General features: G+C 57.2%; 23 protein-coding genes and 1 pseudogene. All 24 read left to right on the top strand.

What is annotated here, in order from left to right; all coding sequences use genetic code 11:
- Nucleotides 1-118: pseudogene (gene tuf, locus ACQQ2Q_RS21025) on the top strand (elongation factor Tu); the annotation flags it as partial.
- A gap of 256 nt (nucleotides 119-374) precedes the next feature.
- Nucleotides 375-683, top strand: coding sequence for a 30S ribosomal protein S10 (rpsJ, locus tag ACQQ2Q_RS21030; RefSeq protein WP_006728688.1), 309 nt, complete (start codon nucleotides 375-377; stop codon nucleotides 681-683).
- A gap of 174 nt (nucleotides 684-857) precedes the next feature.
- Nucleotides 858-1,499, top strand: a complete 642-nt coding sequence (rplC, locus tag ACQQ2Q_RS21035; RefSeq protein WP_428189101.1) for a 50S ribosomal protein L3 — start codon at nucleotides 858-860, stop codon at nucleotides 1,497-1,499.
- Nucleotides 1,500-1,512: 13 nt separating this feature from the next.
- Nucleotides 1,513-2,133, top strand: coding sequence for a 50S ribosomal protein L4 (gene rplD / locus ACQQ2Q_RS21040; protein WP_428189102.1), 621 nt, complete (start codon nucleotides 1,513-1,515; stop codon nucleotides 2,131-2,133).
- Nucleotides 2,130-2,423 (top strand): 50S ribosomal protein L23, encoded by a 294-nt coding sequence (locus ACQQ2Q_RS21045; protein WP_428189103.1) that lies wholly within the window; start codon nucleotides 2,130-2,132, stop codon nucleotides 2,421-2,423. Before rplD ends, ACQQ2Q_RS21045 begins: the two co-directional genes overlap by 4 nt.
- A 16-nt stretch (nucleotides 2,424-2,439) precedes the next feature.
- A complete protein-coding gene (rplB, locus tag ACQQ2Q_RS21050) occupies nucleotides 2,440-3,276 on the top strand; it encodes a 50S ribosomal protein L2 (protein WP_428189104.1) in 837 nt (278 codons plus the stop codon).
- Nucleotides 3,277-3,292: 16 nt separating this feature from the next.
- Nucleotides 3,293-3,571 carry a 30S ribosomal protein S19 gene (gene rpsS, locus ACQQ2Q_RS21055; protein ID WP_099868163.1) on the top strand — a complete coding sequence of 93 codons (279 nt, stop codon included), beginning with the start codon at nucleotides 3,293-3,295 and terminating at the stop codon, nucleotides 3,569-3,571.
- A 2-nt stretch (nucleotides 3,572-3,573) separates the two neighbouring features.
- On the top strand, nucleotides 3,574-3,963 hold the full coding sequence (gene rplV, locus ACQQ2Q_RS21060) for a 50S ribosomal protein L22 (RefSeq protein WP_428189105.1): 390 nt from the start codon (nucleotides 3,574-3,576) through the stop codon (nucleotides 3,961-3,963).
- The gene (rpsC, locus tag ACQQ2Q_RS21065; protein WP_428189106.1) at nucleotides 3,963-4,688 is read left to right on the top strand and encodes a 30S ribosomal protein S3; all 726 of its coding nucleotides are present in this window, start codon (nucleotides 3,963-3,965) and stop codon (nucleotides 4,686-4,688) included. The genes rplV and rpsC overlap by 1 nt, the downstream gene beginning before the upstream one ends.
- Nucleotides 4,689-4,723: 35 nt before the next feature.
- Entirely contained in the window at nucleotides 4,724-5,137 is a 414-nt protein-coding gene (rplP, locus tag ACQQ2Q_RS21070; protein ID WP_428189107.1) for a 50S ribosomal protein L16, read from the top strand.
- 11 nt (nucleotides 5,138-5,148) lie between these two features.
- Complete coding sequence (gene rpmC / locus ACQQ2Q_RS21075) at nucleotides 5,149-5,349, top strand: 50S ribosomal protein L29 (RefSeq protein WP_428189108.1); 201 nt, start codon at nucleotides 5,149-5,151, stop codon at nucleotides 5,347-5,349.
- A gap of 14 nt (nucleotides 5,350-5,363) precedes the next feature.
- Nucleotides 5,364-5,600, top strand: a complete 237-nt coding sequence (rpsQ, locus tag ACQQ2Q_RS21080; protein WP_428189109.1) for a 30S ribosomal protein S17 — start codon at nucleotides 5,364-5,366, stop codon at nucleotides 5,598-5,600.
- Nucleotides 5,601-5,829: 229 nt separating this feature from the next.
- Nucleotides 5,830-6,198, top strand: coding sequence for a 50S ribosomal protein L14 (gene rplN / locus ACQQ2Q_RS21085; protein WP_428189110.1), 369 nt, complete (start codon nucleotides 5,830-5,832; stop codon nucleotides 6,196-6,198).
- Nucleotides 6,199-6,211: 13 nt separating this feature from the next.
- Nucleotides 6,212-6,520, top strand: a complete 309-nt coding sequence (gene rplX, locus ACQQ2Q_RS21090; protein ID WP_428189111.1) for a 50S ribosomal protein L24 — start codon at nucleotides 6,212-6,214, stop codon at nucleotides 6,518-6,520.
- Entirely contained in the window at nucleotides 6,513-7,070 is a 558-nt protein-coding gene (gene rplE / locus ACQQ2Q_RS21095; RefSeq protein WP_428189112.1) for a 50S ribosomal protein L5, read from the top strand. The genes rplX and rplE overlap by 8 nt, the downstream gene beginning before the upstream one ends.
- Before the next feature lie 32 nt (nucleotides 7,071-7,102).
- Nucleotides 7,103-7,408: a 30S ribosomal protein S14 gene (rpsN, locus tag ACQQ2Q_RS21100; RefSeq protein WP_428189113.1), complete on the top strand. Its 306-nt coding sequence runs from the start codon at nucleotides 7,103-7,105 to the stop codon at nucleotides 7,406-7,408.
- A 12-nt stretch (nucleotides 7,409-7,420) separates the two neighbouring features.
- A complete protein-coding gene (gene rpsH, locus ACQQ2Q_RS21105; RefSeq protein ID WP_428189114.1) occupies nucleotides 7,421-7,819 on the top strand; it encodes a 30S ribosomal protein S8 in 399 nt (132 codons plus the stop codon).
- Nucleotides 7,820-7,863: 44 nt separating this feature from the next.
- A complete protein-coding gene (gene rplF / locus ACQQ2Q_RS21110; RefSeq protein WP_428189115.1) occupies nucleotides 7,864-8,397 on the top strand; it encodes a 50S ribosomal protein L6 in 534 nt (177 codons plus the stop codon).
- A 12-nt stretch (nucleotides 8,398-8,409) separates the two neighbouring features.
- Nucleotides 8,410-8,772, top strand: a complete 363-nt coding sequence (rplR, locus tag ACQQ2Q_RS21115; RefSeq protein ID WP_428189116.1) for a 50S ribosomal protein L18 — start codon at nucleotides 8,410-8,412, stop codon at nucleotides 8,770-8,772.
- A gap of 131 nt (nucleotides 8,773-8,903) precedes the next feature.
- Complete coding sequence (gene rpsE, locus ACQQ2Q_RS21120) at nucleotides 8,904-9,473, top strand: 30S ribosomal protein S5 (protein WP_428189117.1); 570 nt, start codon at nucleotides 8,904-8,906, stop codon at nucleotides 9,471-9,473.
- A 14-nt stretch (nucleotides 9,474-9,487) separates the two neighbouring features.
- Nucleotides 9,488-9,691 (top strand): 50S ribosomal protein L30, encoded by a 204-nt coding sequence (gene rpmD / locus ACQQ2Q_RS21125; RefSeq protein ID WP_428189118.1) that lies wholly within the window; start codon nucleotides 9,488-9,490, stop codon nucleotides 9,689-9,691.
- 15 nt (nucleotides 9,692-9,706) lie between these two features.
- The gene (gene rplO, locus ACQQ2Q_RS21130; protein WP_428189119.1) at nucleotides 9,707-10,186 is read left to right on the top strand and encodes a 50S ribosomal protein L15; all 480 of its coding nucleotides are present in this window, start codon (nucleotides 9,707-9,709) and stop codon (nucleotides 10,184-10,186) included.
- Between the two features lie 241 nt (nucleotides 10,187-10,427).
- Entirely contained in the window at nucleotides 10,428-11,768 is a 1,341-nt protein-coding gene (gene secY, locus ACQQ2Q_RS21135; RefSeq protein WP_428189120.1) for a preprotein translocase subunit SecY, read from the top strand.
- Nucleotides 11,765-12,415, top strand: a complete 651-nt coding sequence (locus ACQQ2Q_RS21140) for an adenylate kinase (protein WP_428189121.1) — start codon at nucleotides 11,765-11,767, stop codon at nucleotides 12,413-12,415. Before secY ends, ACQQ2Q_RS21140 begins: the two co-directional genes overlap by 4 nt.
- Nucleotides 12,416-12,484: the final 69 nt, after the last annotated feature.

Consider the following 12,484-nt stretch of genomic DNA (forward strand, 5'->3'; position numbering starts at 1 on the left):
CGTCACGGTTGAAGTCGAGCTGATCGTTCCGATCGCGATGGAAGAAAAGCTGCGCTTCGCGATCCGCGAAGGCGGCCGCACCGTCGGCGCCGGTATCGTGGCTTCCATCATCGAGTAATCGATTGACGGGTGGCCGGGGACAGTGTATGTCGCCGGCCACGAACACATGCGGACGGTGATTTGTTATCGTCCGCAGTTTGCGCTGCGTTGAGTCGATCTTTCGGGATCGAGACCTGGCAGGGCTCTCAGAATAGCAGGTGACAGCGACCCCGCACTGGTGTCGCTGTGATTTTTGATAATTCGGGGCCGGCCAGTAATTGGTAATTCACTGTCTCTGCGTATGCGGGACGCGAAAAAGAACAAGGACATGTCGAATGAACGGCCAGAATATCCGCATCCGCCTCAAGGCGTTTGATCACCGGGTTCTCGATGCCTCCACGCGGGAGATCGTTTCGACCGCAAAGCGTACAGGCGCGAGCGTTCGCGGCCCGGTACCGCTTCCTACCCGCATTGAAAAGTTCACGGTTAACCGGTCGCCACACGTCGACAAGAAGAGCCGCGAACAGTTCGAGATGCGTACACACAAGCGTCTTCTCGACATTGTTGATCCGACACCGCAGACCGTTGACGCGCTGATGAAGCTCGACCTGGCTGCCGGCGTAGACGTCGAGATCAAGCTTTAAAAAATGGAATTCCGGCGAGAGCCGAAATAACAAGGAAGGTACGTGGCAAGACCTGCCAACGACTTCTCGAAACGGGAAACCCGATAGTTCGGAAGGACTGGAGCGGAATCCTTAAACAAAGAGGCAAGACGGGATCGCCTGATCTCGTTAGCGACTCTCAAGAGGAATGAACCAATGCGTTCAGGTGTTATTGCACAGAAAGTGGGCATGACCCGGGTCTACAACGACGCCGGCGAGCATGTTCCTGTAACTGTATTGCGGATGGACGGCTGCCAGGTCGTGGCTCAGCGTACGCAGGAGAAGAACGGCTATACGGCTGTTCAGCTCGGCGTCGGTGTTGCCAAGGTCAAGAACACGTCGAAGGCGATGCGCGGTAATTTTGCCGCCGCCAACGTCGAGCCTAAGGCCAAGCTTGCCGAGTTCCGCGTATCCGAAGACAATCTGATGGAAATCGGTGCTCAGATCATGGCTAGCCACTTTGCGGCCGGTCAGTTGGTTGACGTAACCGGTACCACAATCGGTAAGGGCTTTGCCGGCGCGATGAAGCGCCACAACTTCGGCGGTCTTCGCGCGACCCACGGTGTGTCGGTTTCGCACCGTTCGCACGGTTCGACCGGTTCCAACCAGGATCCCGGTAAGGTCTGGAAGGGCAAGCGTATGGCTGGTCACATGGGCCAGACCCGCGTCACCACCCAGAATCTGGAAGTTGTGTCGACCGATGAAGATCGTGGTCTGATCCTGATCAAGGGCGCCGTACCCGGCTCCAAGGGTTCCTGGATCATCGTTCGCGACGCCATCAAGTCGGCCGCGAAGTAAGGGAGCCAAGAACATGGAATTGAACGTCAAGACCCTCGAGGGCAAAGACGCCGGCAAGGTCTCCCTGTCGGACCTGATTTTCGGCCTCGATCCACGCGAAGATATTCTCGCACGTATGGTTCGTTGGCAGCTCGCGCAGAAGCAGCAGGGCAGCCACAAGACCAAGAGCCGTTCGGAAGTAGCCCGCACCGGCGCCAAGATGTACAAGCAGAAGGGTACGGGCCGCGCTCGTCACCATTCGGCTCGCGCTCCGCAGTTCCGCGGTGGTGGACGTGCACATGGTCCGGTTGTTCGCAGCCATGCATTCGACCTTCCCAAGAAGGTTCGCGCGCTTGCTCTGCGTCACGCTCTCTCCGCCAAGTTCAAGTCTGAAGACCTGATCATCGTCGATGACCTGGTTGCTTCGGAAGCCAAGACAAAGGCGCTGATCGGCACGCTTGCTTCGCTCGGCCTCACCAACGCCCTGGTTATCGGCGGTGCTGAGATCGACAACAACTTCAAGCTCGCTGCTCAGAACATCCCGCATATCGATGTTCTGCCAGTTCAGGGCATCAATGTTTACGACATCCTGCGTCGTGGCAAGCTCGTGCTTTCCAAGGCTGCTGTAGAGGCTCTGGAGGAGCGGTTCAAATGACGGATCTTCGCCACTATGACGTGATCGTCTCTCCGTCGATCACTGAAAAGTCGACCCTGGTATCCGAACACAACCAGGTCGTCTTCAACGTTGCCAAGGGCGCCTCCAAGCCAGAAATCAAGGCTGCTGTGGAAGCTCTCTTTGGTGTCAAGGTCACCGCCGTGAACACGCTCGTCCGCAAGGGCAAGGTAAAGCGGTTCCGCGGCTTCATCGGCAAGCAAAAAGACGTCAAGAAGGCTGTCGTGACGCTCGCCGAAGGTCAGTCCATCGACGTGTCGACGGGCATCTGAGGTAGGGATCTAGAAAATGGCATTGAAAAGCTTTAACCCGATCACTCCGAGCCAGCGTCAGCTCGTCATCGTCGACCGCTCAGCCCTCTACAAGGGCAAGCCGGTCAAGTCGCTGACGGAAGGTCTTGGCAAGAGCGGTGGTCGTAACAACACCGGTCGTATCACGGCTCGCTTTATCGGTGGTGGTCACAAGCGCACCTATCGTCTGGTTGACTTCAAGCGTCGCAAGTTCGACGTCGAAGGCACCGTCGTGCGTCTGGAATACGACCCTAACCGTACCGCGTTCATCGCACTGGTAGCATATGCTGACGGCGATCAGGCTTATATCCTGGCTCCGCAGCGCCTGACAGCCGGCGACAAGGTGATCGCATCGCAAAGCGCAGTAGACGTGAAGCCTGGCAACACCATGCCGCTTCAGGCTATTCCGGTTGGTTCGATCATCCACAACGTTGAGATGAAGCCGGGCAAGGGCGGTCAGATCGCTCGTTCGGCAGGCACCTATGTACAGCTGGTCGGCCGTGATGCCGGCATGGCAATCCTCCGCCTGAATTCGGGTGAACAGCGTCTGGTTCCTGGCTCTTGCCTTGCAACCATCGGCGCGGTCTCCAACCCGGACCACGGCAACACTAACGATGGTAAGGCCGGTCGTACCCGCTGGCGTGGCAAGACCCCGCATAACCGCGGTGTCGTCATGAACCCGGTCGACCACCCACACGGTGGTGGTGAAGGCCGCACCTCTGGTGGCCGTCACCCGGTTTCTCCATGGGGTAAGCCGACCAAGGGCAAGCGTACTCGTTCGAACAAGTCGACAGACAAGTTCATCATGCGCTCGCGCCACCTGAAAAAGAAGTAAGAGAGGTTAGTCAGAAATGGCTCGTTCAGTATGGAAAGGCCCGTTTGTCGATGGCTATCTTCTCAAGAAAGCTGAGAAGGTGCGCGAAGGCGGCCGAAATGAAGTTATCAAGATGTGGAGCCGTCGCTCCACGATCCTGCCGCAGTTCGTAGGCCTGACATTCGGCGTCTACAACGGCAGCAAGCACATTCCGGTGTCCGTCAATGAGGACATGGTCGGACACAAGTTCGGTGAATTCGCTCCGACCCGGACCTATTACGGTCACGGTGCGGACAAGAAAGCGAAGAGGAAGTAAAGATGGGCAAGGCAAAAGCCGAACGTCGGCTTAAGGATAACGAGGCGCAGGCCGTTGCGCGCACGCTCCGCGTCAGCCCTCAGAAGCTGAACCTCGTTGCTGCGATGATCCGTGGCAAGAAGGTCGATCGTGCACTCGCTGACCTGGAATTTTCGCGCAAGCGCATTTCCGGCACTGTGAAGAAGACACTGGAATCGGCGATCGCGAACGCCGAGAACAACCATGATCTCGATGTCGACCAGCTGGTCGTCGCCGAGGCATATGTTGGCAAGTCGATCACCATGAAGCGTTTCCATGCCCGTGGCCGTGGCCGCGCATCGCGCATCGAGAAGCCTTTCGCACACCTGACGATCGTTGTCCGCGAAGTTGAAGCCAACGGGGAGGCCGCATAATGGGTCAGAAGATCAATCCAATCGGTTTCCGTCTTGGTATCAATCGTACCTGGGATAGCCGTTGGTTCGCCGACAATGCTGAATACGGTCAGCTGCTTCACGAAGATCTGAAGATCCGCAAGTATCTTCAGAACGAATTGAAGCAGGCCGGTATCGCCAAGGTGGTTATCGAGCGTCCGCACAAGAAGTGCCGCGTCACGATCCACTCGGCTCGTCCGGGTCTGATCATCGGCAAGAAGGGTGCGGACATCGAGAAGCTTCGCAAGAAGATCTCCGAGATGACCAATTCCGAAACGCACCTCAACATTGTTGAAGTGCGCAAGCCGGAAGTCGACGCAACTCTCGTTGCTCAGTCGATCGCTCAGCAGCTTGAGCGTCGTATCGCATTCCGTCGTGCCATGAAGCGCGCCGTTCAGTCTGCGATGCGTCTGGGTGCCGAAGGCATCAGGATCACCTGCGCAGGCCGTCTGGGCGGTGCAGAAATTGCCCGTACAGAATGGTATCGCGAAGGTCGCGTTCCGCTTCACACGCTGCGTGCGGACATCGACTACGGCACAGCCGAAGCCGTAACCGCATACGGCATCTGCGGCATCAAGGTCTGGATCTTCAAGGGCGAAATCCTGGAGCATGATCCGATGGCCTCCGAGCGCCGTGCACTCGAAGGCGATTCGCAGGGTCCAGCAAGCCGTGACCGTGGTGGCGATCGTCGCCGCGAACACGCTTGATTTGCGCTGGCGAAAGATAATCGGAGAATTAGAAAATGTTGCAGCCAAAGCGTACTAAATACCGCAAGCAATTTAAGGGCCGCATCAAGGGTGTCGCCAAGGGCGGTGTTGAACTGGCGTTCGGTGAATTCGGCCTCAAGGCCCAGGAACCGAACCGCGTCAACGCCCGCGAGATCGAAGCTGCCCGTCGTGCCATTACGCGTTACATGAAGCGTGCTGGCCGCGTGTGGATCCGTATCTTCCCAGACACTCCGGTAACGGCTAAGCCAACCGAAGTTCGTATGGGTAAGGGTAAGGGCTCGGTAGATTACTGGGCAGCACGCGTCCATCCCGGTCGTATGATGTTCGAGATCGACGGCGTTTCGGAAGAAATCGCCCGCGAGGCTCTGCGCCTCGGTGCAGCCAAGCTCTCGGTCAAGACGCGCTTCGTACAGCGCATTGCAGAGTAAGGATCAAGCCGATGAAACCCGCAGACGTCCGCGCGATGAGCGCCGATCAGTTGAAAGACGAGCTTGCCAAGCTGAAGAAAGAGCAGTTCAACCTGCGCTTCCAGAAGGCTACCGGCCAGCTTGAAAAGTCCTCGCGTGTCACCGAAGTCCGTAAGGATATCGCTCGCGTGAAAACCATTGCCCGCCAGAAGGCGGCTGAAGCCAAGGCCTAAAGGACCAGAAAAAGATGCCTAAACGCATTCTGCAGGGCACCGTCGTTTCGGACAAGAACGAGAAGACGGTTGTAGTTCGGGTCGAGCGCCGATTCGCTCACCCCCTTCTTCAGAAGACTGTTCGTCGTTCCAAGAAGTACAAGGCACACGACGAGTCGAACCAGTACAAGACCGGCGACACCGTATTCATCGAAGAATGCGCGCCGATCTCGAAGGACAAGCGCTGGACGGTAGTTTCCGCCCAGGCTTGATGTGGAATTTTGCGGCAGGCCCTTGCGCCCGCCGCAGAAATCTGTATGAAGCACACAGTGCAGGAACGCTCGGGCGACGGGCGTTCTTTTGCTTTGAGCGCACGGAAGGTCCCTATCAGGGAAACCACCTTGGCAATTATCCTCCCGCGCGACGATTAGAATTTTCATAAGCCGGAATAGGGGGCCCATGTGCCCAACCGTTTCGGTCACAACTAGAAGGCGACCTGACATGATTCAGATGCAGACTAACCTCGACGTGGCGGATAATTCCGGCGCACGTCGTGTCATGTGCATCAAGGTGCTGGGCGGTTCCAAGCGTAAGTATGCTTCCATCGGCGACATCATTGTCGTTTCGGTTAAGGAAGCCATTCCGCGGGGCCGCGTGAAGAAGGGCGACGTAATGAAGGCGGTTGTCGTGCGTACCGCTAAGGACATTCGTCGCGCCGACGGCAGCGTCATTCGTTTCGACAACAATGCAGCCGTTTTGATCGACAACAAAAAAGAGCCGATCGGCACACGTATCTTCGGACCGGTTCCGCGCGAGCTTCGCGCCAAGAGCCACATGAAGATTATCTCGCTGGCTCCGGAAGTTCTGTAAGGGAGCGATTGAGATGCAAAAAATTCGTAAAGGCGACAAGGTCGTCGTTCTCACTGGCAAGGACAAAGGCCGCTCTGGCGAAGTCCTCCGCGTGATTCCCAAGGAAGAGCGTGCCGTCGTAGCTGGCATCAACGTCGTCAAGCGCCATCAGCGCCAGACGCAGACCCAGGAAGTCGGCATTATCAACAAAGAGGCCTCTGTGCATCTTTCCAACCTTGCTGTCGCCGATAAGGATGGCAAGCCAACCCGCGTTGGTTTCAAGGTTGTCGAAGGCAAGAAAGTGCGCGTGGCCAAGCGTTCGGGAGAAGTGATCGATGGCTGAGGCAAAGTACGAGCCACGGCTCAAGACAGAATACGTGTCCCGGATCCGCAAGGCGCTTCAGGAGCAGTTCTCCTACGCTAACGAAATGCAGATCCCGAAGCTGGACAAGATCGTGATCAACATGGGTGTTGGTGAAGCAACGGCTGACTCGAAGAAGCCAGCAGTTGCAGCAGCTGACCTGGCGGCTATTGCCGGTCAGAAGGCAATTGTCACCCATGCTCGCAACTCGATTGCTGGCTTCAAGGTTCGTGAAGGCATGCCGATTGGTGCGAAGGTTACCCTTCGTGGCGCGCGCATGTATGAATTCATGGACCGCCTGGTCAATATCGCGCTCCCGCGCGTTCGCGACTTCCGGGGATTGAACCCGAAGAGCTTTGACGGCCGTGGCAACTTCGCCATGGGCATCAAGGAACACATTGTGTTCCCTGAGATCAACTACGACAAGGTTGATCAGATGTGGGGCATGGATATCATCGTTTGCACGACGGCACCAACGGACGACGAAGCACGGGCTCTTCTGAAAGAGTTCAACTTCCCGTTCCGCACGTAACCGTAACGACGAGCGTAGAAGAGGATCTTAATATGGCGAAAGTCAGCGCAGTTGAAAAGAACAAGCGCCGCCGCAAGACCGTCGCGAATGATGCCGCAAAGCGTGCGGCCCTGAAGGCGACTATCATGAACCAGTCTCTTTCGATCGAAGAGCGTTTCAAGGCAACCTTGAAGTTGGCGGAACTGCCGCGCGATGGCTCCAAGACCCGTATTCGCAACCGTTGCGAAGTGACAGGTCGTCCGCGCGCGTTCTATCGCAAGCTCAGGATGTCGCGTATCGCGCTTCGCGAGCTGGGCAATACCGGCAAGGTGCCGGGCATTGTTAAGTCGAGCTGGTAAGGAGACGGGCAAATGACGATGACAGATCCGTTGGGCGATATGCTCACCCGTATCCGTAATGGCGCCGCACGCCGCAAGTCTTCGGTATCGACGCCAGCTTCCAAGCTGCGCGCTCGCGTTCTCGATGTACTGCTGTCGGAAGGCTACATTCGCGGTTACTCCGAAGTTCAGTTCGACAATGGCAAGGCCGAGTTCGAAATTGAACTGAAGTACTATGAAGGCGCATCGGTGATCCGTGAGATCGGCCGTGTGTCTAAGCCGGGCCGCCGAGTTTATGTCTCGGTTAAGTCCATTCCGCAGGTCGCGAACGGCCTCGGCATTACGATCCTTTCGACTCCGAAGGGTGTGATGGCCGATCACCAGGCTCGCGAACAGAACGTTGGTGGCGAGGTTCTTTGCTCGGTCTTCTAAGGCTGAAGCATAGGCACTCCATAGCGAACAGACAGGATTGAACTATGTCTCGTATCGGTAAAAAGCCCGTTCAGGTTCCGGCAGGCGTGACGGCTTCCGTCGATGGCCAGAAGGTCACTGCCAAGGGTCCTAAGGGTGAACTCTTCTTCGTCGCGAATGACGAAGTCTCCGTGAAGCTGGAAGACAATGCTATTGTCGTTCAGCCGATCAACCAGTCCAAGGACGCCCGCTCCAAGTGGGGCATGTCCCGCACCATGATCGAAAACATCTTCACAGGCGTGAAAGATGGCTACGAGCGCAAGCTCGAGATCAACGGTGTTGGTTATCGTGCCACGATGCAGGGCCAGAACCTGCAGCTGGCTCTCGGCTTCAGCCATGACGTTGTCTATCAGCCGCCGCAGGGCGTGACCCTTGCTTGCCCCAAGCCGACGGAAATCGTCGTCTCGGGCATCAACAAGCAGGTCGTAGGCCAGGTTGCTGCTGAGATCCGCGAATATCGTGGTCCCGAGCCTTACAAGGGCAAGGGCGTCAAGTATTCCGAAGAGCGGATCATCCGCAAAGAAGGCAAGAAGAAGTAAGGATCGCGCGAAATGGCAAGCAGAAAAGAAGCACTTGTTCGTCGTGCGAACCGCGTACGACGTCAGATCAAGGCGGTGGCCAATGGCCGTCCGCGTCTGTCGGTACATCGCTCTTCGAAGAACATCTACGCTCAGATCATCGACGATGTCGCTGGCAAGACCCTCGCGGCTGCCTCGACTCTCGACGGCGGTCTGAAGAAGGACTTGAAGACCGGCGCCGACGTTGCAGCAGCAGCGGCAGTGGGCAAGCTCGTAGCCGAGCGCGCCTCCAAGGCCGGTGTCACCGAAGTTGTCTTCGATCGTGGCGCATTCATCTATCATGGTCGCATCAAGGCTCTCGCCGAAGCGGCTCGTGAAGGTGGTCTGACCTTCTGACGAAATTACCGCCCGGGCCAACCGGGCGGTATTCCAGCTTAGGCTGGTATCCTTATTCGCAGGCCCAGAGGGCAGGGCGAATTTTTTTGTGATCTGCCGATTGCACCCGTAAAAGAAAAAGGAAAAGGACAATGGCACAGGAAAAGCGTGGTTCGCGCGACGATCGCCAGAACCGTGATGAGCGCGATAGCGAGTTTGTCGACAAGCTGGTCGCCATCAACCGCGTCGCTAAAGTTGTTAAGGGCGGCCGTCGCTTCGGCTTCGCAGCCCTCGTCGTCGTCGGCGACCAGAAGGGCCGTGTAGGCTTTGGTCACGGCAAGGCACGTGAAGTGCCTGAAGCTATCCGCAAGGCAACCGAAGCTGCAAAGCGTGGCTTGATCTTCGTGCCTCTGCGCGACGGTCGTACGCTGCATCATGATGTTCACGGTCGCCACGGCGCCGGCAAGGTTCTGCTGCGTTCCGCCAAGGCTGGTACCGGTATCATTGCAGGTGGCCCGATGCGTGCCGTCTTCGAAACGCTTGGCATGAGCGACGTTGTTGCAAAGTCGACCGGTTCGTCGAACCCCTACAACATGATCCGCGCTACTTTCGACGCCCTGAAGCATCAGGTGCACCCGAAGGACGTTGCGGCTCAGCGCGGCCTGAAATATGCCACGCTGCAGGCTCGCCGGACCGCCGCTGGCGTGTCCTCCGAAGAGTAAGGAGAGCTTGAGTCATGGCTAAGAAGCCCGTAGAAAACAAGACGATCACGGTCGAACAGATCGGTTCGCCCATTCGCCGTCCGGCCGTACAGCGTGCAACGCTCGTAGGCCTGGGCCTCAACAAGATGCATCGTGTCCGTACCCTGGAAGACACTCCGTCCGTTCGCGGCATGATCCGGTCTGTCCAGCATCTCGTACGCGTCGTCGACGAGAAGTAAGACGAGGATATGCAAATGAAACTGAATGAGATCAAGGACAACGAAGGCGCTACCAAGGATCGTATCCGCGTAGGTCGCGGTATCGGTTCGGGTAAGGGCAAGACCGGTGGTCGCGGCGTGAAGGGTCAGAAGGCCCGTTCAGGCGTCGCCATCAACGGCTTCGAAGGCGGTCAGATGCCAATCTACCGTCGTCTGCCTAAGCGCGGCTTCAAGAACATCTTCTCGACTGATTACACAACCGTTTCGCTCGGTCGTATTCAGGCCGCGATCGATGCCAAGAAGCTCGATGGCAAGAAGACGATCGATTCGGCTGCTCTGAAGGCAGCTGGCGTCATCCGTCGCGAAAAGGATGGCGTTCGCGTCCTCTCTGACGGCGAACTGACGGCTAAGGTCACGATCGAAGTTGCTGGTGCATCCAAGGCTGCGGTCGAAAAGATCGAAAAGGCCGGCAGCACAATCAAGCTGCTTGTGGTTGCTGCTGAGGCGTCCGAGTAAACTTTGTCAAGATTTCGCCCGGGGTGCTTCACACCGGGCGATTTTTCTCCCATATGTGAGCCTCACATTCCAACAGACGGAATGACGCGTTTCGTCTTCCGGGAGATTCTGGAAAACAAGGGTGAGGCAACATGCCGCTTTATTGCGGCTTTCCCGCGCCCGGTTTTTCGAAGAAAATTTGAATACGATGTCCGGCCTGCCGAATACAGGCGCTACCGGAATTGGTTACGCGGAGAATTGCATGGCGTCTGCAGCGGAACAACTGGCCTCGAACCTGAACTTCTCGACCTTCGCGAAAGCGACAGATCTGAAGAAGCGTTTGTGGTTCACCCTGGCTGCCCTTCTTGTCTACCGGCTTGGTACTCACATTCCGCTTCCGGGTCTCAACCCTGAAGCCTATGCTGCCGCGTTCCGCGGCCAGTCCGGCGGTATCCTCGGTCTCTTCAACATGTTTGCGGGCGGCGCTGTAGCGCGCATGGCGATCTTCGCGCTCGGCATCATGCCTTATATTTCGGCCTCGATTATCGTCCAGCTGATGACCTCCGTGGTTCCATCGCTGGAAAACCTCAAGAAAGAGGGCGAGCAGGGCCGCAAGATCATCAACCAGTATACACGGTATGGCACCGTGCTGCTCGGCACCCTGCAGGCCTATGGCATTGCAGTCGGCCTCGAAAGCGGCAACGGCATTGTCAACGATCCAGGCTGGTTCTTCCGCATCTCGACGGTTGTGACGCTCGTCGGCGGCACCATGTTCCTGATGTGGCTCGGTGAGCAGATCACCTCGCGCGGCATCGGTAACGGTATCTCGCTGATCATCTTCTCCGGTATCGCCGCCGGTCTGCCAACCGCACTGGCCGGTACGCTGGAACTCGGTCGCACGGGTGCCTTGTCGACGCCACTGATTCTGACCGTCCTCATCGTTGCCATTGGTGTTATTGCGCTGATCGTCTTCGTCGAGCGTGCTCAGCGACGGCTGTTGATCCAGTATCCGAAGCGACAAGTGGGCAACCGCATGTTCCAGGGCGATACGTCGCACCTGCCGCTGAAGCTGAACACCTCGGGCGTTATCCCTGCGATTTTCGCATCCTCGCTTCTGCTGTTGCCGGCAACGGCTGCGGGCTTCACAGGCAGCACCACACTGCCATCCTGGGCGACAACCATCATTGCAGCGCTTGGCCACGGCCAGCCGCTCTACATGGTGCTCTATGGCGCGTTGATTGCCTTCTTTGCCTTCTTCTACACGGCGATCGTCTTCAATCCGAAGGACACTGCTGACAATTTGAAGAAGCATGGCGGCTTCATTCCGGGCATCCGTCCGGGCGAACGCACCGCTGAATATATCGACTACGTGCTGACGCGCATCACCCTTGTTGGTGCCATCTATCTCGTATTCGTCTGCATTCTGCCTGAAATTCTCGTGGCGCGTACGGGAGTGCCATTAGCCCTTGGTGGTACTTCTCTTTTGATTGTTGTCAGCGTAACCCTTGATACGGTTGCACAGATCCAGGGTCACCTCATTGCTCAACAGTATGAGGGGCTGATCAAGAAGTCGAAATTGCGTGGAGGAAAGAGGGGACGATGAGACTGATTCTTTTGGGGCCGCCGGGCGCGGGTAAGGGAACCCAGGCCCAGCGGATTGTCGAGAAGCACGGTATTCCGCAGCTCTCGACAGGGGATATGTTGCGCGCTGCTGTGGCCGCCGAGACCGATGTTGGCAAGCGGGCCAAGGCTGTCATGGATGCCGGCAAGCTCGTCTCTGATGACATTGTCATCGCCATCGTTTCCGAGCGTATTGACCAACCCGATTGCGCCAATGGTTTCATTCTGGATGGTTTCCCGCGCACGCTGGTACAGGCCGATGCGACGGAAAAGATGCTCTCCGACAAGGGCCTCGATCTGTCTGTCGTCATCGAGCTTCGTGTGGACGACAAGGAACTGATTCGCCGTGTGTCGGGTCGTTATTCCTGCGCCAAGTGTGGCAGTGTCTACCACGACTCAGACCACAAACCGTCGAAAGAGGGTGTGTGCGACAAGTGCGGCTCGACGGAATTCAAGCGTCGTCCCGATGACAATGCCGAAACCATGGCGCACCGTCTGGAGGTTTACTACAAGGAAACCTCTCCGCTGATTGGCTATTACTGGGCCAAGGGTAAGTTGAAGACGGTTGACGGTATGGCTGAAATGGATGCGGTAACAACGTCCGTCGAGGCAATCTTAGCGAAGGTTTGAGCCCGGTCGGGCTCAAAAGATTCTTTCCGGGACCGGTTGCCTTTGGCTGCTGATTCCGCTAAATAGCGC

The sequence above is a fragment of the Agrobacterium sp. ES01 genome (assembly GCF_050320885.1).
Lineage (GTDB): Bacteria > Pseudomonadota > Alphaproteobacteria > Rhizobiales > Rhizobiaceae > Allorhizobium.